General features: G+C 72.8%; 22 protein-coding genes. 16 read left to right on the top strand and 6 right to left on the bottom strand.

Annotated features, from left to right (window positions below; translation table 11 throughout):
- The first annotated feature begins 161 nt into the window (after positions 1-161).
- From ribD to IE140_RS19480, 10 genes are all read left to right on the top strand, one after another.
- Positions 162-1262, top strand: coding sequence for a bifunctional diaminohydroxyphosphoribosylaminopyrimidine deaminase/5-amino-6-(5-phosphoribosylamino)uracil reductase RibD (gene ribD, locus IE140_RS19525; protein ID WP_150194979.1), 1101 nt, complete (start codon positions 162-164; stop codon positions 1260-1262).
- The gene (locus IE140_RS19520; RefSeq protein WP_150194981.1) at positions 1263-1871 is read left to right on the top strand and encodes a riboflavin synthase; all 609 of its coding nucleotides are present in this window, start codon (positions 1263-1265) and stop codon (positions 1869-1871) included. It begins immediately after the preceding gene.
- The gene (locus IE140_RS19515) at positions 1868-2512 is read left to right on the top strand and encodes a nicotinamide mononucleotide transporter family protein (RefSeq protein WP_006123140.1); all 645 of its coding nucleotides are present in this window, start codon (positions 1868-1870) and stop codon (positions 2510-2512) included. Before IE140_RS19520 ends, IE140_RS19515 begins: the two co-directional genes overlap by 4 nt.
- A complete protein-coding gene (locus tag IE140_RS19510; RefSeq protein WP_032768214.1) occupies positions 2509-3807 on the top strand; it encodes a bifunctional 3,4-dihydroxy-2-butanone-4-phosphate synthase/GTP cyclohydrolase II in 1299 nt (432 codons plus the stop codon). Before IE140_RS19515 ends, IE140_RS19510 begins: the two co-directional genes overlap by 4 nt.
- Before the next feature lie 31 nt (positions 3808-3838).
- Positions 3839-4324, top strand: coding sequence for a 6,7-dimethyl-8-ribityllumazine synthase (gene ribH / locus IE140_RS19505; protein WP_003970409.1), 486 nt, complete (start codon positions 3839-3841; stop codon positions 4322-4324).
- 35 nt (positions 4325-4359) lie between these two features.
- On the top strand, positions 4360-4632 hold the full coding sequence (locus IE140_RS19500; RefSeq protein WP_032768215.1) for a phosphoribosyl-ATP diphosphatase: 273 nt from the start codon (positions 4360-4362) through the stop codon (positions 4630-4632).
- Positions 4633-4682: 50 nt separating this feature from the next.
- A complete protein-coding gene (gene hisG / locus IE140_RS19495) occupies positions 4683-5531 on the top strand; it encodes an ATP phosphoribosyltransferase (RefSeq protein WP_032780983.1) in 849 nt (282 codons plus the stop codon).
- Between the two features lie 30 nt (positions 5532-5561).
- Positions 5562-6026 carry a PH domain-containing protein gene (locus IE140_RS19490; RefSeq protein ID WP_093439613.1) on the top strand — a complete coding sequence of 155 codons (465 nt, stop codon included), beginning with the start codon at positions 5562-5564 and terminating at the stop codon, positions 6024-6026.
- A 191-nt stretch (positions 6027-6217) separates the two neighbouring features.
- Entirely contained in the window at positions 6218-7576 is a 1359-nt protein-coding gene (locus IE140_RS19485) for a hemolysin family protein (protein WP_150194983.1), read from the top strand.
- A complete protein-coding gene (locus IE140_RS19480) occupies positions 7573-8682 on the top strand; it encodes a hemolysin family protein (RefSeq protein WP_150194985.1) in 1110 nt (369 codons plus the stop codon). The genes IE140_RS19485 and IE140_RS19480 overlap by 4 nt, the downstream gene beginning before the upstream one ends.
- Before the next feature lie 42 nt (positions 8683-8724).
- Here IE140_RS19480 and IE140_RS19475 read toward each other — a convergent pair whose 3' ends face one another.
- Positions 8725-10629, bottom strand: coding sequence for an AAA family ATPase (locus IE140_RS19475; RefSeq protein ID WP_150194988.1), 1905 nt, complete (start codon positions 10627-10629; stop codon positions 8725-8727).
- Between the two features lie 359 nt (positions 10630-10988).
- A complete protein-coding gene (locus IE140_RS19470; protein ID WP_150194990.1) occupies positions 10989-11618 on the bottom strand; it encodes a uridine kinase family protein in 630 nt (209 codons plus the stop codon).
- Positions 11619-11886: 268 nt separating this feature from the next.
- Between IE140_RS19470 and IE140_RS19465 the strand changes: the two genes are divergently transcribed.
- The 3 genes from IE140_RS19465 to IE140_RS19455 all read left to right on the top strand — a co-directional run bounded on the left by IE140_RS19465 (position 11887) and on the right by IE140_RS19455 (position 17071).
- Positions 11887-13257, top strand: a complete 1371-nt coding sequence (locus IE140_RS19465) for a C39 family peptidase (protein WP_150194992.1) — start codon at positions 11887-11889, stop codon at positions 13255-13257.
- 70 nt (positions 13258-13327) lie between these two features.
- Positions 13328-16204 carry a DEAD/DEAH box helicase gene (locus IE140_RS19460; protein ID WP_150194994.1) on the top strand — a complete coding sequence of 959 codons (2877 nt, stop codon included), beginning with the start codon at positions 13328-13330 and terminating at the stop codon, positions 16202-16204.
- Between the two features lie 84 nt (positions 16205-16288).
- On the top strand, positions 16289-17071 hold the full coding sequence (locus IE140_RS19455) for an SAM-dependent methyltransferase (protein WP_150194996.1): 783 nt from the start codon (positions 16289-16291) through the stop codon (positions 17069-17071).
- Positions 17072-17132: 61 nt separating this feature from the next.
- On the opposite strand, the gene IE140_RS19450 is transcribed toward IE140_RS19455, so the two are convergent.
- Both IE140_RS19450 and IE140_RS19445 read right to left on the bottom strand, forming a co-directional pair.
- The gene (locus tag IE140_RS19450) at positions 17133-18635 is read right to left on the bottom strand and encodes a PepSY-associated TM helix domain-containing protein (RefSeq protein WP_150194998.1); all 1503 of its coding nucleotides are present in this window, start codon (positions 18633-18635) and stop codon (positions 17133-17135) included.
- A gap of 118 nt (positions 18636-18753) precedes the next feature.
- A complete protein-coding gene (locus IE140_RS19445; protein ID WP_150195006.1) occupies positions 18754-19245 on the bottom strand; it encodes a hypothetical protein in 492 nt (163 codons plus the stop codon).
- A 513-nt stretch (positions 19246-19758) separates the two neighbouring features.
- On the opposite strand from IE140_RS19445, the gene IE140_RS19440 reads away from it, so the two are divergent.
- Positions 19759-19911 carry an SCO1431 family membrane protein gene (locus IE140_RS19440; protein ID WP_107408773.1) on the top strand — a complete coding sequence of 51 codons (153 nt, stop codon included), beginning with the start codon at positions 19759-19761 and terminating at the stop codon, positions 19909-19911.
- Positions 19912-19984: 73 nt separating this feature from the next.
- On the opposite strand, the gene IE140_RS19435 is transcribed toward IE140_RS19440, so the two are convergent.
- Positions 19985-21259 (bottom strand): glycoside hydrolase family 18 protein, encoded by a 1275-nt coding sequence (locus IE140_RS19435; protein WP_150195000.1) that lies wholly within the window; start codon positions 21257-21259, stop codon positions 19985-19987.
- Between the two features lie 385 nt (positions 21260-21644).
- Here IE140_RS19435 and IE140_RS19430 point away from each other — a divergent pair, with 385 nt between their 5' ends.
- Positions 21645-22817 (top strand): acyl-CoA dehydrogenase family protein, encoded by a 1173-nt coding sequence (locus IE140_RS19430; RefSeq protein WP_093439591.1) that lies wholly within the window; start codon positions 21645-21647, stop codon positions 22815-22817.
- A 429-nt stretch (positions 22818-23246) separates the two neighbouring features.
- Here the strand turns inward: IE140_RS19430 and IE140_RS19425 are convergent, their stop codons facing one another.
- Positions 23247-23645 (bottom strand): hypothetical protein, encoded by a 399-nt coding sequence (locus tag IE140_RS19425; RefSeq protein WP_010070124.1) that lies wholly within the window; start codon positions 23643-23645, stop codon positions 23247-23249.
- Positions 23646-23847: 202 nt separating this feature from the next.
- Between IE140_RS19425 and IE140_RS19420 the strand changes: the two genes are divergently transcribed.
- The gene (locus IE140_RS19420) at positions 23848-24288 is read left to right on the top strand and encodes an Lrp/AsnC family transcriptional regulator (RefSeq protein ID WP_010057405.1); all 441 of its coding nucleotides are present in this window, start codon (positions 23848-23850) and stop codon (positions 24286-24288) included.
- Positions 24289-24357 lie beyond the last annotated feature (69 nt).

The following is a 24357-nucleotide window of genomic DNA, read 5'->3' as shown; positions in this document are numbered from 1 at the left end:
GGTACGCCGCCGTCGGCGGACGCATGGCCGGGAATCTCCCGGATGCCGTGCGTTCCTGGCGTTTCCCGTTCCCGGGTTCGCGGCGTTCTCGCTGGTTTTCCGCTTTCTCTGTCGTCATCGACAGGCCCCGGAGTCCGTGCCCGAAGAGGCAGGAGGACCCGGTGGACACCGCAGCCGACATCACCGCGATGCGCCGAGCGATCACGCTCGCCGCCCGTGGTCTCGGCTCCACCAGCCCCAATCCGGTCGTCGGATGTGTGATCACCGACGCCGCCGGAGCCGTGGCCGGTGAAGGCTTCCATCAGCGCGCCGGAGGTCCGCACGCCGAGGTCCACGCCCTGCGCGCGGCCGGCGACCGGGCCCGTGGCGGTACCGCCTACGTCACCCTCGAACCTTGTAACCACACAGGCCGCACCGGCCCCTGTGCCCAGGCCCTCCTCGACGCCGGGATCAGCCGTGTCGTGTACGCGGTCGGCGACCCGAACCCGCAGGCCACCGGCGGCGGCGACACCCTGCGCGCGGCCGGGGTCCAGGTGGCGCAGGGCCTCCTCGCCGACGAGGCCGAGGCGGGCAACGCCGCCTGGCTGACCTCGGTGCGCCTCGGCCGGCCGTACGTCCTGTGGAAGTACGCCGCCACCCTCGACGGCCGCATCGCCGCCGCCGACCGCACCAGCCGCTGGATCACCTCGCCCGAGGCCCGCGCCGACGTCCACCGGCTGCGCGCCGAGGCCGACGCGGTGCTCGTCGGCTCCGGCACCGCCCGGACCGACGACCCCCAGCTCGGCGTACGCGGCATCGACGGCGCCACCCAGCCTCTGCGGATCGTCGTCGACACGAACGCCACCGCCGTGCAGCCCGGCGCCCGGGTCCTGGACGCCACCGCGCCCACCCTGGTCGCCGTCGCCGAGAACGCCCCGGCCGGTCACCTCCCCGAGGGTGCCGTCCTGCGGCTGCCCCGGGCCGCCACCGGCCCCGGCCTCGACCTCGACGCCCTCCTCGAAGCCCTGCACACCAGGGGCGTCCGCTCCGTCCTCCTCGAAGGCGGCCCCACCCTCGCGGGCGCCTTCGTCGCCGCGGGAAAGGTCGACAAGGTCGTCGGCTATCTCGCTCCGGTCCTGCTCGGCGCGGGCCCCGCCGCCCTCGCCGACGCCGGAATCTCCACCATCTCCCAGGCGTTGCGCCTCGATGTGACCGAGACCGTGCCGATCGGCCCCGATCTCCGCGTCACCGCCGTCCCCGCCCCTGCTCGGAAGGGAAACTGAGTGTTCACCGGAATTGTCGAAGAACTGGGTGAGGTCACCGCCGTCGAGCAGCTCGCCGACGCCTCCCGCTTCCGGCTGCGCGGCCCCCTCGTCACCGAGGGCGCGAAGCACGGCGACTCCATCGCGGTGAACGGCGTCTGCCTCACCGTCGTGGACACCGAGAACGGCGAGTTCACCGCCGATGTGATGGCCGAGACGCTGAAGCGCTCCAGCCTCGGCGCGCTCGCCCCCGGCTCCCGGGTCAACCTGGAGCGCCCGATGGCGCTCGGCGGCCGGCTCGGCGGACACCTCGTCCAGGGCCATGTGGACGGCACCGGCACCATCGTCGAGCGCACCCCCTCCGAGCACTGGGAGATCGTCAAGGTCTCCCTGCCGCCCGAGCTGACCCGGTACGTCGTGGAGAAGGGCTCCATCACCGTCGACGGCGTCAGCCTCACCGTCGTCGAGGCGGCGGCCGACTTCTTCACCATCAGCCTCATCCCCACCACCCTCGCCCTGACCACGCTCGGCCACAAGCAGCCCGGCGACCCGGTCAACCTGGAGGTGGACGTCATCGCCAAGTACGTCGAGCGGATGCTCGGGGACCGGGCCGGGCAGGACCCGCGATGAACGCCGCGTCCTGGCTCAACTCCGAGGCCTTCACCGTGTTCGGCCAGCACATCAAATGGTCGGACATGATCGGCAACATCGTCGGCCTGATCGCCCTGGCCCTCGGCTGGCGGCGCTCCATCTGGACCTGGCCCGCCCAGCTGCTCTCCGGCGTGATCCTGCTCGTCGCCTTCGCCTCCGCGCACCTCTCCGGCAGCGCGGGCAAGCAGCTGGTCGTCATCGTCGTCGCCCTGTGGGGCTGGTGGTCCTGGAACCGCGGCAGGCAGCAGGCCCAGGACGGCTCCATCGCCGTCCGCTTCGCCACCTGGCGCGAGCGCGGTGTGCTGATCGGCGGCGCCGCGCTCGGCACCCTCGCCGTCGGCGGCCTGTTCACCGCCTTCCCGTCGCTGTCCTGGGACCCGTGGCCGGACGCGTACATCTTCGTCGGCACCGTCGTCGCGATGTACGCCCAGGCCCGCGGCATGGTCGAGTTCTGGTTCGCCTGGCTGCTGGTCGACCTCGTCGGCGTACCCCTGAACTTCGCCAACGGCTTCGCCTTCTCCGGCTTCGTCTACATCATCTACGGCGCCCTCGTCCTGTGGGGCATGCGCGACTGGTGGCTGCGTACGCGGACACCCGCTCTGGAAGGAGCCACGGCATGACTGCTCAGCCCACCTGGCTGCACCCCGACCACGACCCGCTCGCCGAGCACCTCTCCCTGGACCCGGTCGAGCAGGCCATCCGTGACATCGCCGCCGGCCGCCCCGTCGTCGTCGTGGACGACGAGGACCGCGAGAACGAGGGCGACCTCGTCATCGCCGCCGAGAAGGCCACCCCCGAGATCGTCGCCTTCATGATGAGCGAGTGCCGCGGCCTGATCTGCGCGCCCATGGAGAGCGACGAGCTGGAACGCCTCGAACTCCCGCAGATGGTCGAGGACAACACCGAGTCGATGCAGACCGCCTTCACGGTCTCCGTCGACGCCTCCGCCGCGCACGGCGTCACCACCGGCATCTCCGCCGCCGACCGCGCCACCACCCTGCGGATGCTCGCGGGCGGCGTCGCGGGCCCCGGCGACTTCGTCCGGCCCGGCCACATCTTCCCGCTGCGCGCCCGTTCCGGCGGCGTCCTCGTCCGCAACGGCCACACCGAGGCCGCCGTCGACCTCGCCCGGCTCGCCGGACTGCGCCCCGCCGGGGCCATCGTCGAGATCGCCGGCGAGGACGGCGTGATGCTCCGGCTGCCCGAGCTGATCCCGTTCGCCCGCAAGCACGGCCTGACGATCATCTCCATCGAGGACCTGATCGCGTACCGCCGCAGCAACGAGCCGACCGTCCGCCGCGAGGCGCAGACCCGGCTGCCCACCGCGTTCGGCGACTTCACCGCGTACGGCTACCGCTCCATCGCCGACGGCGTCGAGCACGTCGCCCTGGTCCACGGAGACATCGGCGACGGCGAGGACGTCCTCGTCCGGATCCACTCCGAGTGCCTGACCGGCGACATCTTCCAGTCCCAGCGCTGCGACTGCGGCCCCCAGCTGCACGCGTCCATGCGGCGCATCACCGAAGCGGGCCGGGGCGTCGTCGTCTACCTCCGCGGCCACGAGGGGCGCGGCATCGGCCTGCTCTCCAAGCTCCGCGCGTACGAACTCCAGGAGCGCGGCGTCGACACCCTCGACGCCAACCTGGAGCTCGGACTGCCCGCCGACGCCCGCGACTACGCGGCGGGCGCCCGGATCATCGAGGACCTCGGCGTCACCAGCCTGCGGCTGATGACCAACAACCCCGAGAAGACCGCGGCCGTCGTCCGCCACGGACTCGCCGTCACCGGCCGCGAGCCCATGCCCGTCCAGGCGGGCGAGCACAATCTGCGCTACCTGCGCACCAAGCGCGACCGCATGGGCCACGATCTGCCGTGGCTCGACGGAACCCCGGCGTCTACCTGCGCCAACCAGTAACGAACACCTCTTAACCAGCAACAGGAGAGACATGAGCGGCAAGGGTGCACCCGAACTGTCCGTACGCAACTGCGGCGACCTGCGCGTGGCCGTGATCGCGGCCCAGTGGCACGAGAAGGTCATGGACGGACTCGTCGACGGCGCGCTGCGCGCCCTGCACGAGCTGGGCATCGACGAGCCGACCCTGCTCCGGGTCCCCGGCTCCTTCGAGCTGCCCGTCGTCGCCAAGGTGCTCGCCGGACGCGGTTACGACGCGATCGTCGCCCTCGGCGTGGTCATCCGCGGCGGCACCCCCCACTTCGAGTACGTCTCCCAGGGCGTCACCCTCGGCCTCACCCAGGTCACCGTCGACACCGGTGTTCCCGTCGGCTTCGGCGTACTGACCTGCGACACCGAGGAGCAGGCGCTCGACCGGGCCGGCCTCGAAGGGTCCAACGAGGACAAGGGGCACGAAGCGGTCACCGCCGCCGTCGCCACCGCCGCCACGCTGCGGACCGTCAGCGAACCCTGGCGCTGAGTGCGCCCCGGCGACCCCGTATTCTGAGGACCATCATGGCCAACAAAACCTTCGAAGAGCTCTTCGCCGAGCTCCAGCTCAAGGCCGCCGAGGGCGACCCCGCGACCTCCCGCACCGCCGAACTGGTGGACAAGGGCGTCCATGCCATCGGCAAGAAGGTCGTCGAGGAGGCCGCCGAGGTCTGGATGGCCGCCGAGTACGAGGGCAAGGAAGCCGCCGCCGAGGAGATCTCCCAGCTGCTGTACCACGTCCAGGTGATGATGGTCGCCCGCGGGATCTCGCTCGACGACGTCTACGCCCACCTCTGAGCACACCCCGCCCGTACCGCAACCCCTTCGCACAAAGGAAACCTGACCTCATGCTGCGCATCGCCGTCCCCAACAAGGGTGCAATCTCCGGGCCTGCGATGGCGATGCTCCATGAGGCGGGCTACCGGCAGCGCAAGGAGTCGAAGGAACTGGTCCTCGTCGACCCGACCAACGAGGTCGAGTTCTTCTACCTGCGGCCGCGCGACATCGCGATCTACGTCAGCTCCGGCAAGCTCGACATCGGCATCACCGGGCGCGACCTGCTCCTGGACTCCGGGGCGGACGCCGAGGAGATCCTCCAGCTCGGCTTCGCCCGCTCCACCTTCCGCTACGCCACGAAGCCCGGCACGGCCACCGGCCCGGGGGACTTCGCCGGCATGACGATCGCCACGTCCTACGAGGGCATCGTGGCGAAGCACCTGGCCGACGAGGGCGTCGACGCCTCCGTCGTGCACCTCGACGGCGCCGTCGAGACCGCCATCGAGCTCGGCGTCGCCCAGATCATCGCCGACGTCGTCGAGACCGGCACCAGCATGCGCAACGCGGGCCTCGAGATCATCGGCGAGCCGATCATGAAGTCGGAGGCCGTGGTGATCCGCCGCACCGGCGCCCCCGCCGACGACCCCAAGGTGCAGCAGTTCCTCCGCCGTCTCCAGGGCGTCCTGGTCGCCCGGTCCTACGTGATGATGGACTACGACTGCCGCGTCGAGCACCTGGAGCGCGCCGTCGCCCTCACCCCGGGCCTGGAGTCGCCGACCATCTCCCCGCTGCACCACGAGGGCTGGGTCGCCGTCCGCTCCATGGTCGCCGCCAAGGAGGCCCAGCGGATCATGGACGACCTGTACGAGCTCGGTGCCCGCGCCATCCTCACCACGGCCATCCACGCCTGCCGCCTCTGAGCCGCCCGCACCTCCCGAGAGAAGACCCCGATGTCCGCGCCCAGGCCCGAACTCCCCACCCTGCCGGTCACCTTCCGGCCCACCCTCACCCGGGTGGTCCTGCTGAGCGTGGGCCTGGCGACGTTCCTCGTCATCACCGTCATCGCGATGATGCTGGAGCGGCTCAACCCGGGGGAGCGGGCCAGCTTCGTCTTCGTCGCCGCGCTGTTCTTCGGCGTCCTGGCCCTGCTCAGCAGGCCCAAGGTCGCCGCCGACGACACCGGGGTCACCGTCGTCAACCTCACCCGGACCCGCAGGCTGGCCTGGGAGGAGATCCTCCGCGTCAACCTGCGCTCCGGCGACCCCTGGGTCTTCCTCGACCTCAGCGACGGCACCAGCCTGCCCGCCCTCGGCATCCAGCCCGGCCTGGCCAAGCAGCAGGCCATCCGTGACGCCCGCGCCCTGCGCTCCCTCGCCGAGGCGCGCGGCGCCGGCGACACTCCCACCGGCGGCTGAGCCCCTGCCCGGCACGGGGCCTTCTTGTCTACTCTGGTGGGCGGCGGCGCCCCGTGCGCCCCGCCCCGCCCGTACCACGGCCCCACCGGGCCCGCGGGGTTCTTCCTGCGACCCAAGGAGTGACTCCCTCCAGCAATGGACGGATCGTCCGGTAGTACCTGCGCCGCCCCTTCCCCGGAGGCGGCGGCCTCATGACCACCCCCCTGCTGCTCCTCGCGGCGGCCTTCCTCCTCATCCTCGCCAACGGCTTCTTCGTGGCAGCCGAATTCGGGCTCGTCACCGTGGACCGGCCCGACGCCGAACGCGCCGCCGCCGAGGGCGACCGACGGGCCCGCACCGTCGTCCGCGCCCTGCGCGAACTCTCCTTCCAGCTCTCCGGCACCCAGCTCGGCATCACCATCACCTCCCTGGTGGTGGGCATGCTCGCCGAACCGGCCCTCGCCCAGCTGCTCGCCCCACCCCTCGCCGCCACCGGACTGCCCGCGGGGGCCGTCTCCGGTGTCGCGGTCGTCGTCGGGATGCTGCTGGCCTCCGCCGTCCAGATGATCGTCGGCGAGCTCGTGCCGAAGAACTGGGCGGTCTCCCGGCCGCTCCAGGTGGCCCGCTTCGTCGCCGGACCGCAGGCCCGCTTCGCCGCACTCCTGCGACCGGTCATCACCCTCCTCAACGCCCTGGCCAACCGGCTGGTCCGCCTCTTCGGGGTCGAGCCCACCGACGAACTGGCCTCCGCCCGCACCCCGGGCGAACTGGTCTCCCTCGCCCGGCACTCCGCCGAGGCCGGGGCCCTGGAACAGGACACCGCCGACCTCTTCGTCCGGACCCTCTCGCTGGCCGGCCTCACCGCCCAGCACGTCATGACCCCCCGGGTGAAGGTCAGCGCCCTGCACTCCTCCGCCACCGCCGAGGACGTCCTCAACCTCACCCGCGCCACCGGCCTCTCCCGCTTCCCGGTCTACCGGGACCGCATCGACGAGGTCGTCGGCATGGTCCACCTCAAGGACGCCCTCGCCGTCCCCGCCCACGAGCGCCTGCGCACCCCGGCCGGCCGGATCGCCGTCGCCCCGCTCCTGGTGCCCGGCACCCTGCCGGTGGAACACCTGCTGCGGCGGCTGCGCCACGAACAGCCGATAGCCGTGGTCGTCGACGAGTACGGCGGCACCGCCGGTGTCGTCACCCTGGAGGACATCATCGAAGAGCTCGTCGGCGAGGTCCGGGACGAGCACGACGCCGAAGGGGCCGGCCGCCCCGAGCTGACCGCCGCCACCGGCGAGGACGGCCGCCCCGCGTGGGACGCCGAGGGCAGCTGCCGGGTCCACACCCTGCGCCGCGGCGGCCTGGACGTCCCCGACGGACCGTACGAGACCGTCGCCGGGCTCGTCGCGGAACTCCTGGGCCGCATCCCCGCCCCCGGCGACCGGGCCGAGCTCCCCGGCTGGCGGATCACCGTCCGCCAGGTCGGCCACAACCGCGCCGAACGCGTCCGGTTCACCCGGACGGGCGACCCCCTGCCGGAACCGGCCGCACCGGGCCTGCTGGAGGCCGCGCGATGAGCCTGCTCCAACTCCTCCTCGCCGCCCTCCTCGTGCTGGCGAACGGGTTCTTCGTCGGCGCGGAGTTCGCCCTCGTCTCGGTCCGCCGCAGCCAGATCGAACCGCTGGCCGCGAAGGGGTCCGGCCGGGCCCGCACCGTCCTGCACGGCCTCAAGAACCTGCCGCAGATGATGGCCGCCGCCCAGTTCGGCATCACCGTCTGCTCGCTCACCCTCGGAGCCGTCGCCGAGCCGACCGTCGCCCACCTCCTGGAGCCGGTCTTCCACGCGGCGCACGTCCCCGACGGACTCGTCCACCCCCTCGGCTTCGCCCTCGCGCTCCTGTCCGTGGTCGTCCTGCACCTGGTCATCGGCGAGATGGTCCCGAAGAACCTCGCGATGGCGGCGCCCGAGCGGACCGCGCTGTGGCTCAGCCCCGGCCTGGTCGCCTTCGCCCGGCTCTGCCGCCCGGTCACCACCGCGCTCGGCGCCTGCGCCGGTCTGGTGCTGCGGCTCTTCGGCGTCGAGCCGAAGGACGAGGTGGAGGCCGTCTTCACCAGCCAGCAGCTCAACCGGCTCGTGGAGGACTCCGGACAGGCCGGCCTGCTCGCACCGGAGGCCGCGGAACGCCTGGAGGACGCCCTCGAACTGGGCAGCAGGCCCGTCGCCGACGTCCTGCTGGAGCGGGCGTCCCTGGTCACCGTCGACCCGTCGGTCACCCCGCGCCGGATCGAGGAGCTGACGGTACGCACCGGCTTCTCCCGCTTCCCGGTCTGCGCGGAGGACGGCGGCCCCTTCATGGGCTACCTCCACGTCAAGGACGTCCTGGAGCTGGAGGACGCGGACCGCGCGGTCCCGCAGCAGATCTGGCGCCCGATGGCGACCGTACGGGCCGAACTCCCGCTGGACGACGCCCTGACCGTGATGCGCCGCGCCGCGACGCACCTCGCCCAGGTCGCCGACGGATCGGGCCGGGTCCTCGGCCTGGTCGCCATGGAGGACGTCCTGGAGATGCTGGTGGGGGAGGTACGCGACCCGGCCCACCGGGTGGTGTCCGTGCCCCGCCGCACCGTGGACGTACCGAAGGCGTCGGAGCTCCCGGCGCCCGGGGCCCTCGTGCACGGATGAGAGGCCGAGGCCACGCCGGGAGCGAACGCCCCGGCGTGGCCCTCACACCGCGCCCGGCTCCTGCTTGCCCCGGCCCACCGGACCGCGTCCCGACAGCACCTCGCCGTAGGCCTGCATCAGGTCCGCGAGGCGCAGCGTCGACAGGTCCTCCCGGGTCAGCTCGCCCGGGTAGCCGGAGAGCCGCAGATCGCGGTAGGCGCAGCTCTTCTCGTACAGCGTCCGCAGGAAACGGCCGTTGCCCAGCTCGTCGATCCACCCCTGGTCCACCACATGACCGCTGATGGAGCGCAGCTCGTCCACCGCCTCCTCGTCCCACACGTCGTCGTTCTCGGCGGCCAGGACACTGCCGATCGCGGTGAGTTCGAGCGGCCGGTAGCTGGGGAAGTCGACCCGGCTGGTGAACCGGGAGGAGAGCCCCGGATTGGTGGCGAGCAGCCGGTCCATGCCCTCCGGATACCCCGCGAGGATGACGACGAGATGGTCCCGGTTGTCCTCGGCCCGCTTGAGGAGCACCTGAAGCGCCTCGTCGCCGTACGCGTCGCCCTTGCTGTAACCGGAGTTGGCCAGGCTGTAGGCCTCGTCGACGAACAGCACCCCGCCGAGCGCCGAGTCGATCAGATCGTTCGCCTTCACCGCCGTCTGGCCCAGGAACTCCCCGACCAGATCCGAGCGCTGGGCCTCGACCAGATGATCGCCGCCGAGCAGCCCGAGGGCGTAGAAGACCCGGCCCAGGATGCGCGCCACCGTGGTCTTGCCGGTTCCGGAGGGCCCGGAGAAGACGAAATGGCGCTTCGGCGGCTGCACGGGCAGCCCCTGCCCGGCCCGCAGCCGGGCCATGTTCAGCTGCGCCGAGAGCGCCTTGACCTGCCGCTTGACCGGCTCCAGGCCGACCATCCGCTCCAGTTGCGCCAGCGCCTCGGCCAGCAGGACGGGATCGCTCGGCCCGGCCGGGAACGGCGGCGGCCTGCGGGTCTTGGTGCGCCGGGCCCCCTCGACGGGGACGGGCGGACCGGGCACCGGCTCGTCGCCGAGCAGCCCCGCCTCGCCCACCGGCCAGGACTCACGCCCGTCCACCAGGTCGGTGCCGAGCAACGCGTCGCCCTCCGGCTGCGCCCCCGCCCCCGCGCCGCCCGAACCGAAACCGGTCAGGGTCACGGCGGCCAGATCCGCCGACTCGTCGAACCCGTCGCCCTCCACGAGCGCCGCCAGCCGGGCGGAGGTGTCCATGAACGCCGGGTCCACCCGGTGCACCGCCCGGTACAGCGGCAGGGCGGCGGCACTCCGGCCCGTGCCCTCATGGGCCCGCGCCAGCCAGTAGCGCAGCTCCTTGCGCTGCGGCTGCTCACTGCGGCAGCGCATCAGCGCGGCCGACAGCAGCGGCTCCGCCTGCCCGAACATCTCCAGCCGTACCCGGGCCATCCCGCCGAACAGACCCGCCTCGATGCCCAGCATCGGATCGTCGACGAGCTGCTCGGTGCAGCGCACCAACTGCTCCCAGTCCTTGACCAGATACGAGCGGCAGGCGTGCAGGAACCGCACCTGCGGATCCGTGTCCACCGGCGGCAGCCCGGCCAACGCCCGTTCCAGCTCGGGCACATGGCGTCCGTCCAGCCAGTGCGAGGCGTGGGCCAGCAGCAGATCCCGCGGGCTCTCCAGCACCGGCTGCACCCACCAGCCCAGCCAGTACCAGGAGTTGAGCGCCCGGCGGTGGCGGGCACGCTGTTCGCCGAAGCGGTCGCGGTGCCGGTACATGCGTAACAGGGCCGTGGTGGTGTCGATGCGCAGCGCGTGGAGGCCGAGCCAGCCGTCCGCCATGCCGGGATCGAACCGCACAGCGGCTCTGAACTCCTCCTCGGCCTGCGGGTAGGCGCCCATCGTGTAGGCGTCCATGCCGCGCAGCCAGGCGAGGTCGGCGGGGGCTCCAGCGCCCTGTGTGCCGATGTCCATCAGGTCCCCCACAAACCGTGCCCCCAGGATGTCCCGCCCGCACAGCATGCCCACCTGAGCGTGCTGAATCACGGCGTGGAGGAAGGGAATTGACCACACCGAGGTGCATCGTACCCGCGCACAGGGGGCGGGACCGCTCAACGGCCGCCCCTCAGGAGTGGTCACCGAGGGTGAATGTATTGCTCTGCGTAGTCGCCAAAGTGGCGTCGGGAGCACAGGGCGAAGCCCCCGATCACGGGGGAACAACCGGGGGCTTCGCGTCTGCGGGGGCTCCGAAAAGCCTCACAATGAGAACGTAAGACCAGTAAGGCCCCTCGGTCAAGCGGAGTTGGGGCACTTCGGGGCCGATTTCCGACTGCTCAGTATGGCGGGCCGTCCTGGCTACGGTATGTGACGTTCCGGTTCGCTCCCGCTGTCGTACGAGGCCCCGGCAGCCACACGTACCCCTCGGGCAACTGGCGTACCAGAGTGTCGGCGTACGGCCGGGAGGGGTTCTCGGCGAAATGCCGCTCCTCGGCGCGTGTCCACCCGTCCCAGAACCCGGTGAGCCCGGCCCCGTCCCGGCGCCGGCCCCGTTCCCAGGACGTCTCCCGGTCCAGCTCCATCCAGCAGAGCGCCGCCAGCCACGGCCGCACCTCCCGGCGGCCCGCGCCGACCCCCTCCACCAGCACCACCGGGGCCGGCTCCAGGGTCCGGGCCGGCCCGAAGCGGCGCTCCGTCCAGTCGTACGGGAGATAGCGGGCGTGCTCGCCGTGCGAGAGCGGCCCGAGCACCTGTTCCCGCAGCCGCCCCGTCCAGCCGAACAGCTCCTCGTGCGTGGCGAGATCGTCCAGATGAAGGACCGGGGCGCCGCCCAGCGCCGTCGCGAGGCGGGCGGCGAAGGTGCTCTTGCCCGAACCGGCGTGTCCGTCGACCGCGACGAGCCGGACCGGCCCGCAGGAGGGGGGCAGTGCGGCGAGGTCATCGGCGTGGCGGGCCAGGTCGTCCATGGCCCCAGGGTACGTTCCGGCACGCGGGCACCAGGGAGCCGTCGCAGGTCATGCCAGTGGTCCAGACCCATATTGGTTCGGCGGCGACCGCCGAACCGCTGGCCCGATCCGCCCCGGAACCGGGATAGTTGGCGGACCGCACGGCATCCGAACCGCACCGAATCGCACGGCACCCGCACCCCGAATCGCACGGCACCGAACCGCACGGCACCGAACCGCGCGGCATCCGCAGACCACCTTCTTCCGCATCCGACCGGGGGTCACGACCATGACCAGTCCGACTTCGCGCAGAACCGTTCTGACCGCCGCGCTCGCCGCCGCGGCGAGCGCCGGCACGGTGGCCTCCTCCGCCGCGCCCGCGTCCGCCGCCGCGGCCTCACCCTCAGCCTCCTCCTCCGCCGCCCCGGCAGCCCTCGTGGACAACCGCTTCTGGCACACCTACACCGACTGGCGCTGCGGCTCCGCCGACGGCACCCGGATCCTCCCCGGCGCCCGCCCCGGCCTGGTGATCGCCGCCCCGGCCGGCCGCGTCGACCACACCGACCCGCACACCGGGGAGACGGCCGCCTGGGACTACGCCACCTGGACCTCGCCCGTCCACCGCTCCGCCGTCCCGGCCACCGAGGTGATCGCCTCCTGGAACGCCCGTACACCGGCCGGCACCTGGATCCAGGTCGAGCTGAGCGGCCGGTACACCGACGGCACCGACACCCCCTGGTTCGTGATGGGCCGCTGGGCTGCGGGCGACGGCGACATCCGGCGTACATCCGTCGACGGCCAGGGCGACCCGCGCAGCACCGTGTGGACGGACACCCTCGCGGTGGACGACCCGGCGAGCGGCGTACGCCTGGTCTCCTTCCGGCTGCGGCTGACGCTGTACCGCGCCCCCGGCAGCCGCCTCACCCCGACCGTGTGGCGGGTCGGCGCGATGGCCTCCGACGTGCCCGACCGCTTCACCGTGCCCGAGACCGCCCCCGGGCCCGCCCGCGAACTGCCCGTGCCCCGCTACTCGCAGAACATCCACATCGGGCAGTACCCCGAGTACGACAACGGCGGCGAGGCGTGGTGCAGCCCCACCTCGTCGCAGATGATCATCGAGTACTGGGGCCGGAAGCCCACAGCGGAGGACCTCGCCTGGGTCAAGCCCGGCCTGCCCGACCCCCAGGTCTGCCACGCCGCCCGCAACACCTACGACTACCAGTACGGGGGCTGCGGCAACTGGCCGTTCAACGCCGCCTACGCCGCCACGTACCGCGACATGAACGCCGTCGTCACCCGGCTCGGCTCGCTCACCGACGTGGAGCGGCTGGTCCGCGCCGGAATCCCCGTCATCACCTCCCAGTCCTTCCTGAAGGAAGAGCTGACCGGCGCCGGATACGGCACGTCGGGCCACCTGATGACGGTCATCGGTTTCACCCCGGAGGGTGACGTCGTCGCGAACGACCCCGCGTCACCCGACAACGACGCGGTACGCCGGGTCTACCGCAGGCGCGAGTTCGAGAACATCTGGCTCAGGACCAAGCGGTACGACGCCGAGGGCAAGGTCAGGAGCGGGACGGGCGGCGTCTGCTACGTGTACTGGCCCGATCGGCCGACGCCTTCCCGGCAGCGCGTGCTGCGTTCGCTCGGGCTGCTGTGAGCCCGCCTGATCGAAGGGAAACCCTCCGAAACATATGCGCGCGGTGATCATGGGATGCCACAGTTGAGCCATGCACAGTGACGAGGCCGGTACACAGGGTTCTGTCTCGGCCGACCTCGGGGTGAAGCGGTACGACCAGCTCAATGCGATCGCCAGGGTTCCGGCGCAGCCGGGGCCGGGAGTGCGCGCGGGCGGCGGTCCGGCATGGCCGCAGGACCTGGCCGTGCCGGACGGGACCGAGCCGCGCGCCCTGGCGTGGTGGAAGGCCGCCGACCCGGCGTGGCGCCCGGCCGAAGCGGCGCTCGCGGCGGCCGAGGACGCGCGGGTGATCCTCCCCGACGGCCCGGAGTACGAGGAGTTGCGGGGATGGCTTGAGGAGCGGGACGTCCCCTGCCGCGTCAGCCGATACTGGGAAGAGGCCGGGCAGGTCGGCACGGTGAACGACACAGGCGGCCGCACGGAGTTGGTCACGGCCGGCCCGGAGGGTGCGGCCCCCGCGGCGGGGCCCTGGGCGGTCGCGGCCCGGGACGCCTTCGCCGCCCAGTGGGACGCGCTGGAGGAGTTGCCGGAGGGCGACGCCGAAACCTACGTGCCCGTCGGAGCCCTGGTGCCGGCCGACTGGGCGGAACTGCTGCCGCACCCGTCGTTCAACCCGGTCCAGGCCGCTGCCGTCCCGGAGGTGCTGGAGGGCCGGGGCCATCTGGTCGTCGTGGCGCCGACGGGTGCGGGAAAGACCCCGATCGGCATGGTCGCGGCGCTGGAGGCGTACACCCGCGGGCGCAAGGCGGCCTGGCTGGTGCCGCAGCGCTCGCTCACCGACGAACTCGACCGTGACCTCCAGCTGTGGCGGAGCCGCGGGCTGCGGGTGGTGCGGCTGACCGGCGAGGCCGCGGTGGACACGGAGCTGATCCGGTCGGCCGACGTCTGGGTGGCCACGACCGAGAAGTTCGAGGCGATCTGCCGCGCGGGCTCGCTGCGGGACTCCCTCGCCGAGGTCGGCTGCCTGGTGGTGGACGAGATCCATCTTCTCGGCGACCCGACGCGCGGAGCCGTACTGGAGGCGCTGCTCGCCCGCGTCCGGGAGGACAGCGCGGGCACCCGCATCGTCGGCCTGTCCGCGACGGTCGCCAACGCGGAGGAGGTGGCCCGGTGGCTGGGCGCCCGCCTGCTCCGCACCACTTGGCGCCCGACCCGGCTCACCTGGCAACTGCCCCTCCTGGACCCGGTCGAGGAGACGGACTGGGCGGCGCGGGCCGCCGTCCGTACCGGCGCCGCCGTGCGGATCGCCCGGCAGGTCACCGACGACGGCGGCAGCGTCCTCGTCTTCTGCGGGAGCAAGCGCCGGGTGCGGTCGACGGCGCTCGCGCTGGCCGCGGACCGGGGCGTCTCCACCGTCGGCGTGGACGCGGACGACGCCGAAGCCGTAGAGCGGCTGTGCACCGGGGCCGGGGTGCGGCTGCACTACCGGGACTGGCCGTACAAGCGGGAGGCCGAACAGGCCTTCCGGGCCCGCGAGGCGGACGTCCTGGTCGCCACCTCCACGGTGGCGGCGGGCGTCAATCTGCCCGCCCGCGCGGTGATCGTCAGCGACACCACCCTCGGCATGGACCGAGTCGAGGTGTCGATGGTCCAGCAGATGTTCGGCCGCGCCGGGCGCATCGGCGCCGGAGAGCGCGAGGGCTGGGCGTTCCTGCTCACCGACCCGGCGGAACGGGCCCACTGGCAGGCCAGGCTGGCCGCCGGATACACCGTGCGGTCGCGTCTGGCCGACCACGTGGCCGACCATCTCCTCGCGGAGGCCGTGCAGCAGCGGCTGGCGACTCTCGAAGAGGCGGAGAGCTGGTGGGCCGGGACGTTCGCCGCGTACCAGGGCCACGACAGCGTCGAACCGCTGCACGAGGCGGCGAAGTTCCTCGCCTCGGTGGGCTGTCTGCGGCCCGCTGCCGACGAGGACCGCCTGGAGCCCAGCGCGCTGGGTCGGCTGACCAGCCGCTTCATGGTCGACGCCGTGCTCGCCGACGACCTGGCGACGGCACTGCGGCGGGCCCCGGTCCCCGACGACCCGCTCGCCGCCGAAGACCTGCTCGCGGAGCTGCTCAGCACCTGCCTGCCCGTACTCGAACAGGCGCCGTTCACCGAGCGGGCGAAGGCGGCCCTGCGCGCGGCCCTGAGGGAGACCGGACGGGCGGCGGCCGAAGAGCCGGACACCCCCTGGGGGCCGGCCCGCGCGGAGGCACCGGCGTCGGCCGAGGACGAGCAGGGCCCCCGGGCCGGAGACCTCGCCCGCGCGGTCCTGCTCCTCGCGGCGCACCGGCCCGCCCTCTTCCGCGGCCGTCCCGCGTACGTCCTGGGCATCCCCGTGGACTCCATGACCGGCATCCTGGAGGAGGCCCAGCGCTACCTGGCCTGGCTCGGTGCGCAGGGCCCCCTCGGCACGGTCCACCCCTGGGTGGCCGTCGTCGCCGCCGACCTCTCCCTCCGTATCCGCTGGCGCACCCTGGGGGCCGGCCGAGGAGCCGGACGCCTCCTCTGGATGTGCGAGCGCATGGCCACGGCCCCGCTCGCGCCCGGCCTCGTCCCCCGTCTGTGGAAGGCGGCCCGGGCGCGCGGCATCGACGCGCCCGACTGGAACGGCACGACGCCGCCGGGCGACTGCGCCATCTCCCGGGACGGCTACCGCGCCCTCCTCGCGGAGCGGGTCACCGGAACCCGCATCGCCCTCCAGGGCGAAGAAGTCCGCGTCTGGGCCCCGCCCGGGACGGCGATCCACCTGTGGAGCGGGGCGGCCACGACGCTGCACATCGCCGACGGCGAGGAGACCACGCTGCTCCTGCCGCCCGCCGGCCAGGCCGGCGCGGGCGACGGATGCCGGGGCGCGGCCGTCTTCACGCGCGGCGACCGGCTGGCGTCGGGATGGCTGGAGGCGTACGCGGCGCTGCGCGCCTGACCCGGGCGGCCGCGGCCGGACCGGAGGTGAGCAAAGCGCCCCCGGTGTACCGGAGTTGCCAGAGGGGCGCGCTATGTTGAACGCGTGACCGACATAGAATCGCGCATCGACACCACCCGGCCGCACACCGCCCGCATCTGGAACTACTGGACCGGCGGCAAGGACAACTATCCGGTCGACCGGGCGGCCGGTGACGAGATCCGGGCGCTGCACCCCGGGATCGGCGACTACGCGAAGGCGGACCGGCTGTTCCTGGGGCGGGCGGTGCGCCATCTGGCCGAGCAGGAGGGCATCACGCAGTTCCTGGACATCGGAACGGGGCTGCCCAGCGCCGACAACACCCACGAGGTCGCCCAGCGCGTCGCCCCCGGCACCCGTGTCGTGTACGTGGACAACGACCCGCTCGTCCTGGCGCACGCCCAGGCGCTGCTGGTCGGGACGCCCGAGGGGCGCATCGACTATCTGGACGCCGATCTGCGGGACGTCGACGGCATCCTGGCCACGGCGGCGAAGACGCTCGACCTCTCGCAGCCGGTGGCGCTGATGCTGCTCGGGGTCGTCATCTTCATCGAGGACGACGAGCAGTCGTACGCGATCGTGCGCCGCCTCATGGACGCGCTCGCGCCCGGCAGCCACCTCGTCCTCTCCCACACGGTCACGCACCCCGACATGCCGGACGTCGACGAGGCGGTGGCGTTCTGGAACGAGCACGGCACTCCGAAGCTCACGCAGCGCACCCCGGACGCCGTCGCGCGCTACTTCGACGGCCTGGAACTGCTGGAGCCCGGGGTGGTGTCGTGCTCCGCGTGGCGGGCCCGGACGCCCACGCAGGACGTCGCGATGTACGCGGGCGTCGGCCGCAAATGACGGCTCGGTCCCGGGGCCGGCGTTCCTCGCCGCCGGCCCCGGGAGCCTCACCCCGTCACCGTCAGGCTGTACGCCGCCGGCGCACCGCCCCCACCACCGCGTCGACGACCAGGAACCCGGCCAGGGTCACCCCGAGGACCGGCAGCGCCCAGCCCAGGGCGGCCACGGCCGGGATGCCCAGGACGAGGGCGGGCAGCGGGATCCGCCGCCACGCCCCGCGCTCGGGGGCCCTGCCGACCCGCGCGGGCCGGTCGCCCCGGGTGGGCCGGCGCAGCCACCACATGCGGTAGCCCCAGACGATCACCGCGGTCAGACCGAGGGCGATCAGCGCCAGCACGATCTGGTTGGCGACCCCGAACAGCACCCCCATGTGGCCCTGCACGCCCAGCTTGCTGAGCTTGTTGAGGGCCGGGTGGTCGGCCCAACGGGTGCGTGAGGTGATCTCGCCGCTCGTGGTGTCCACGGCCACCCGGTCGTAATGCACCGGCCAGGTGTTGTCGGTCTGCGCCACGACCCACGCGCTCGCCGCGTCCGCCGGGGGCGTCACCTCCACGATCCCGCCGAGTCCCGCGCCCCGGGCCGCGGCCAGGGCCGTGTCGAAGTCCGCCGGATCGGCGTCGGCCGTCGCGCCGCCGGAACTGCCGTGCCCGGCGTGCTCCGAGTGGTCCTCGGCAGGGGCATCGGAGCCCGGCAGCGCCGTGTCCAGGGCCGGGGCGTTGCCGTTCGCCGCGTCCAGCAGCCGCCCGAACCGCTCGCCGCCGTAGTTCGACCAGGTGAGGCCCGTGGCGCTCAGGAACAGCAGCCCCAGCGCCAGCCACACCCCAGTGGCCGCGTGCCAGCTGCGGGTCCGCCGTACGCCCTTGGCCTTACGGTCCGGAAGCAGCACGCCCCGGGCCGACCTGGCGCGCAGACCTCGGGCGCGCCCGAGCCACAGCACCAGGCCGCCCGCGACGGCCACCCACAGCCAGCTCGCGGCGACCTCGGAGTAGAGGCGGCCCGTGTCGCCGAGGTGGAGATTGCGGTGCAGGTCGTCGAGCCAGGTGGTGAGCGGCGTCGACCCGAACCAGGTGGTCAGCTCGCCCCGCACCTCGGCGGTGTACGGGTCGACGAACACCGTGCGCTGGTTCTCGCCCAGCTCCGGCACCGCGAGCACGACCCGGGTGGTGTCCTCGGGGCCCGGCGGGGTGATCACCGACGCCAGGGTGCCTTCGGGGTACGCGGCCCGCGCGGCGGCGATCTGTTCGGCCAGCGGACGCACCTCGTCGCCGACCTGTTCCACCCGGAGCTGGTCGCCGTAGACGAGCCGGTCGAGCTGGGGCGTCAGCGTGTAGGCCAGCCCGGTCAGCGCGGCCACCAGCAGGAAGGGGGCGACGAGCACCCCGGCGTAGAAGTGCAGCCGGACCAGGAGATGCCGCACCTCAGCCCAGGAGCGGGCCGGGCGCGGCCGCTCGGACGAGGGTTTCGCGGGACCGTCCGGTCTCCCGTCGGCCGGACCGTGTTCGTTCTGTTCCGGCTCGCTCTGTTTCTGCTCGTTCTGCGGTATTTCTTCGGTTCTGCGGGACATGGATGCTCCTCGGAGGGGCGGATGGTGACGGACGCGCGCCCGACGGCTCCCGCACGCATGCCTCAGGGACGCCGGAGCGGTTCCGGCGTCGCGCGGATGAGGCAGATGAGTGGAGAGGTCAGGCCGAGGCCGCCACGGGCGGCCCGCGCCGGGACCGGGACCGGGCGAGGAGCGCCCCGAACCGGATCCGCACCACCACCGGCGGCACCGGGCGCGACCGCGGCGGGCAGGGGAGCGACGGGGCCGGCCGGAGGACGACGCGCGGGGCGAGCAGCCCACCGAGGCGTCGCAGCACCCGCTCCCCGTACAGCACGCAGAGGGCCGACCCCAGGGTGGCCGCCGCGTGGGCCAGGGCCATCCCGGCATCCATGGCATGCGCGGCCCCGGGGTCCCCGGACGCCCCGGCCATGTGGTGCTGGGGTCCGTGCCCGTGCCCGGCGGGCATCCCGGGATGCGTGCCGCCACCGGGGGCCGGGAGGAAGTGGAACGCGTTGTGCAGGGCGAACTGGGTCGCCCCGAGCACCAGGACCACGACGTCGAAGCGCCGCCTCCGGCCGCCGAGGAGCAGGGCGCCCTGAACGGTCAGGGCGAGGAACAGGAGCGCGAGCACCCCCGTGCCGGGCAGATGTCCACCCGCCGCGACATGGCTCGCGGCACCGAGGACCAGGCACGCCGAACCGCAGAGCAGGCCCCTGGCCGCTCGCCTCGGCAGGCCGCCCGGTGCACGCATGGACACAAGGTAGCCACCAGCCCCGGGGGGCTCGGCGGGGGGTACGGCGTGCGATTCGGTGCCGCGGTCTCTTCCCATGGGGCAGTAGTCGGCCGGATGGCCGAAAAAGTTCCCACACCTGTCCGGTTCCGGATAAGAGCCTGCGGGGTGGGGCGGCGGATGTCGTACCCCGAGGGCGGCACGCTGTGGCGTCGCCCACAGCGGACCCCGACCCCGTGCCCCCGGCGCGGCGGCTTTTCCGTGCCGTGACGGGGGAGCGGTAGCGCTCCCGTCGCCCGGGCCGCATCGCGCCGTGACCGGGATCTCGTTCTGTCCGGGCCCGGGCGCTGGCACGCTGGTCGGGTCACCAGGGGGCGGGGCCCCTGCCTCAGCCGTACGAAGAGCGAGACGCCCATGACCGCGACCAGCGCCGCAGCACACGCCCACCACGCCCGCCGGGCCCGTACCGGTGGCCCCGACGACGGCTCGAAGCTGATGGAGCACATCGCCGGCTGGGCCTTCGTCGTCGTGTTCGCGATGCTCGTCACCCAGCTCGGCCTGCTCTAGGCCTGCTGGGAGAACTGCCGACGGAGACGGCTGTGGGGGTGGCGAAGCACCACCCCCACAGCCTCGCGGCCCGCTAATCGATCGCCTTGATCAGCTCGCCGTTCGTCGTGTCACCGCTCAGCTCCCAGAAGAACGTGCCGCCGAGGCCCTGCTCGTTCTTGTAGGTCATCTTGGTGCCGATGGTCTCCGGGGTGTCGTAGCTCCACCAGTTGTTCCCGCAGTGCGCGTACGCCGTGCCCGCGACCTTGCCCGTGGCCGGGCAGCTGTCCTTGAGGATCTTGTAGTCCTCGATGCCCGCCTCGTACGTGCCCGGCGCCGCGCCCGTCGCGCTGCCACCCGGCTCGGACTGCGTGACGCCGGTCCAGCCGCGGCCGTAGAAGCCGATGCCCAGCAGCAGCTTCTCCGACGGGATGCCCAGCGACTTCAGCTTGGAGATCGCGGCGTCGGAGTTGAAGCCCTCCGACGGGATGCCCGGGTAGGACGTCAGCGGGGAGTGCGGGGCCGTCGGGCCCTGCGCCGCGAACGCGCCGAAGAAGTCGTACGTCATCGGCAGGTACCAGTCGAGGTGCTGCGCCGCCCCCGCGTAGTCCACCGCGTCGATCTTGCCGCCGTCGGAGCCGTCCGCGGTGATCGCCGAGGTGATCAGGTTGTCGTTCCCGAAGGCCTTGCGCAGCTCGCCCAGCAGATTGCCGTACGCGTCGCGGCCGCTGGTGTCACAGGTGAGCCCGCAGGCGTTGGGGTACTCCCAGTCGATGTCGATGCCGTCGAAGACATCGGCCCAGCGGGGGTCCTCCACCAGGTCGTAGCAGGACTTCGCGAACGCGGCCGGGTTCTGCGCGGCCTCACCGAAGCCGCCGGACCAGCTCCAGCCGCCGAAGGACCACAGGACCTTGAGGTCGGGGTGGAGTTTCTTCAGCTTCCGCAACTGGTTGAAGTTGCCCCTCAGTTCCTGGTCCCAGGTGTCGGCGACCCCGTCGACCGACTCCTCGGCGGTGTAGGCCTTCTCGTAGTCGGCGTAGGAGTCGCCGATCTGGCACTTGCCGCCGGTCACGTTGCCGAAGGCGTAGTTGATGTGGGTCAGCTTGTCCGCGGAACCCGACGTCTCGATGTTCTTGACGTGGTAATTGCGGTCGTACGTACCCCAGTTGGTGAAGTATCCGATCACCTTGCCGCCCGCGGCGGCCGTGGGGGCGGCCTCCTTCGCGGTGGCGGCGGCCGACTGCGCGGTGGGGGTCGCGCCGGCCGGGGACGTGCCCGCGACGCCGAGCAGGGTGGCGCCGAGGGCCGCCGTACAGGCGGCCGCGGCGAGCGCCCGGAGGCGGGCGCGGGGACGGTGCAGCTTGAGCATCGTGGCTCCTCGTGGGGGAGGGCTTGTGCGTGGGGGGTGCTGGCCGAACTCCGGGCGACTGCGCCCGGTTTGACATGAACGCGTTAGGCGTTCGGTGGAACCGTAGAAGGACTAGACCAGTTGGGTCAATGGTTCGGACCAATTCACTGATCGTTCCCGCCCTCGTCGCCCCTCCGACCTGCCCTTTGCCCCCGTGACGGAAGGCGTCCGATCGGGCATACTCAACCCGCCACAGCCGATGGCCGCGCCACCCGTGACCCGGGAGGGCAGGATCGGCTGTGCAGTCTGTTTTTCCCGGGATCATCTCCGGGAGATCACCCGGCGGCGCCTCTCCCACCCCGAGCGCGCGACCGCCGCAACGCCCGACAGGGAGGAGAGCGCCGTCATGTCCGACCGTGCCCCGCAGCCGGTGGAACGCCGTCTGCCCACCGAGGAGTCCCGGCAGCTCGTCGCGCTCGTCCGCGACATCGTGGCCAAGGAGATCGCTCCCCGGGCGGCCGAGGAGGAGGAAGCGGGCGTCTTCCCCCGCGAGGTCTTCACCCTGCTGTCCGAGGCCGGTCTGCTCGGACTCCCGTACGGCTCCGCCCACGGCGGCGGAGACCAGCCCTACGAGGTCTACCTCCAGGTCCTGGAGGAACTGGCCGCCGCGCGGCTCACCGTGGGACTCGGCGTCAGCGTCCACTCCCTCGCCTGTCACGCGCTCGCCGGATACGGCACCGACGCGCAGCAGGCCGCACACCTTCCGGCGATGCTCTCTGGCGGCCTGCTGGGCGCCTACTGCCTCTCCGAGCCCGCCTCCGGCTCCGACGCGGCCTCCCTGCGCACCAAGGCCGTACGGGACGGGGACGACTGGGTCATCACCGGGACCAAGGCGTGGATCACCCACGGCGGCGTGGCGGACTTCTACACGGTGCTCGCCCGTACGGGCGTCGAGGGCGCCCGCGGCATCACCGCCTTCCTCGTCCCCGGTGACGCCGAGGGGCTGAACGCGGCCCTCCCCGAGAAGAAGATGGGGATGAAGGGCTCGCCCACCGCCCAGCTCCACTTCGACGGCGTACGGGTCGGCGACGACCGGCGCATCGGCGAGGAGGGCCAGGGCTTCGCCATCGCCCTGTCCGCCCTCGACTCCGGGCGGCTCGGCATCGCCGCCTGTGCCGTCGGTGTCGCCCAGGCCGCCCTGGACGAGGCCGTCCGCTACGCCACCGACCGGCGCCAGTTCGGCCGCCCCATCGCGGACTTCCAGGGGCTGCGGTTCATGCTCGCCGACATGGCCACCCAGATCGAGGCCGGCCGGGCGCTGTATCTGGAGGCGGCCCGGCTGCGGGACGCGGGGGAGCCCTTCTCCCGGCAGGCCGCCATGGCCAAGCTGTTCTGCACGGACGCGGCCATGCGGGTGACCACCGACGCCGTCCAGGTGCTCGGCGGATACGGCTACACGCTCGACTTCCCGGTCGAGCGGCTGATGCGCGAGGCGAAGGTGCTCCAGATCGTGGAGGGCACCAATCAGATCCAGCGCATGGTCATCGCGCGGCACCTCGCGGGTCCCGAGACGCGCTGAACCGCAGCGGCCCCTCGGACCACGCGGGCAGGGCCGCGGCCCGGGCCCACTCCGGGTCGCGGCGTCCCGGCACGGTTCTGCCGGCGCTCTCCCACTGTCTGAGCAGGGCGCTGTAGATCGGTGGGTCCACGGGGGCGCCCATGGGCGAGTTCCCCGTGGAACGGGGCAGCGGCTGTGCGGGCGTTCCCGGCTGCGGAACCGATTCTTCGGGGGCGGGTACGGCGAGCCGACGGCGACCCGAACCGACTGGTGAATGCAGCGTGGTCATACGGGGCCAACGCCGTGGGGCGGGCCGGGGTCACTGTCCCACCGATTCGAGCGCGCGTTCGCGGGTGCCCGCGTGCTGGGCCGGCGAGCGGCGGACGGGAGAGCCGCGGGCACCACGGCGGCGGTCCGTCGTGGTGCTGGGCGGGGCGTACGGGGTGCGGGTCAGGCGGCCTCGCGCCGCATCCGCGGCACGCGCAGCGGACGGGAGCCGGGCCCTCCGGCGTGCGAGAAGGGCTGCATCCGCCAGTCGAGGCCCTGGGGCAGCGTCAGCAGCAGCCCGGCCTCCTGCTCCTGGAGCTCCAGCGTCTCGTCCGCCGGCCGGGCGTCACTCGCGCCGCGGCCGGTGCCGGCGCAGACGGTGAGCACGAAGGGGTTCCACGGCGTGGGGCACCGGGCGTGTTCCGGCAGGACGTCCTCGTCGGCCAGCAGCGCGATGGGCTGGGCGCAGTCCGGGCAGATCACCCGGACCATCTCGAACATGTCGTACGCGTCGGCGGTACCGTCGTCGTCCGGATCGACAGGCTCCGGTTCGGTACGTTCGGTGAGCTTCAGGCTCTGCACGGGAATTCCCCCCTCGGGTGGGTCGACAAGGCGACACGGCCTCGACCACAGCAAGCACTTCCCGCCGCGCGTGGCCGGTAACCGCGAGGCGACCCCTTACCGACCCGTGAACCTGTGGCGTTCGTCACATGCCGCCCGCAGGTGCCGTTCCGTGACCCGCGCGACTGTGCCGAGCGGTGCCCGGGGCCATAGGTTGATCCGCATGGAGGAGCTGGACCGTCAGATCGTTGAGTTGCTCGTCAAGGACGGGCGGATGAGCTACACCGACCTGGGCAAGGCCACGGGCCTGTCCACCTCGGCGGTTCATCAGCGTGTCCGCAGGCTGGAGCAGCGCGGGGTGATCCGCGGCTATGCCGCGGTCGTCGACCCCGAGGCCGTCGGACTGCCCCTCACCGCGTTCATCTCGGTGAAACCGTTCGACCCGAGCGCCCCCGACGACATCGCCGAGCGGCTCGCCGGGGTGCCCGAGCTGGAGGCCTGCCACAGCGTCGCCGGGGACGAGAACTACATCCTCAAGGTGCGGGTGGCGACCCCGCTGGAGCTGGAGCACCTGCTGACCCGGATCCGCACGCTCGCCGGCGTGTCCACCCGGACCACCGTCGTCCTGTCCACCCCGTACGAGGCCCGGCCGCCGCGGATCTGAAGCCCCGCCACCCGGGGCCCGGGCCCACTGCCCCGCGGATCCGGACCCCGGACCGCCCCTCGGGAGGGG

It is taken from the genome of Streptomyces parvus, from assembly GCF_014648875.1.
In the GTDB taxonomy this organism is placed as follows: Bacteria; Actinomycetota; Actinomycetes; order Streptomycetales; family Streptomycetaceae; genus Streptomyces; species Streptomyces parvus.
The sequence above is the reverse complement of the archived record's forward strand: the minus strand, read 5'-3'. Positions and strand labels throughout refer to the sequence as shown.